This window comes from Sphingomonas sp. CCH9-F2 (assembly GCF_001556735.1).
In the GTDB taxonomy this organism is placed as follows: Bacteria; Pseudomonadota; Alphaproteobacteria; order Sphingomonadales; family Sphingomonadaceae; genus Sphingomonas; species Sphingomonas ginsenosidimutans.
In genome coordinates, this window is sequence record NZ_LSJO01000027.1 from 1 (window position 1) to 246 (window position 246).

At 75.2% G+C, this 246-nt stretch carries 1 protein-coding gene; it reads right to left on the reverse strand.

What is annotated here, in order from left to right; all coding sequences use genetic code 11:
• Positions 1-246: VOC family protein (locus tag AX685_RS22150; protein ID WP_443026241.1), on the reverse strand; the 246-nt coding region annotated here is incomplete at both ends.

A 246-nucleotide genomic window follows, 5' to 3' on the forward strand; every position in this document is an offset into this window, starting at 1 on the left:
CTGCTCGCCCGCGGCATAGAGCCGCAGCGGGTTGCCCGCCGGATCGGTCAGCCGCGCCTCGCGCCAGCCCCATGGCTGCGCCACCGGATCGTCCACCGCGATCCCCGCCGCCCGCGCGCTCGCCACCGCCACGTCGAGGTCGACCACTTCCAGATAGACCACCGCGCGCCCGTCGATCTCCGCCGCCGCCTCGATCGACAGCGCGGGGGGCACGACGCTGTCGATCGAGGCGGCGGCGGAGATCGA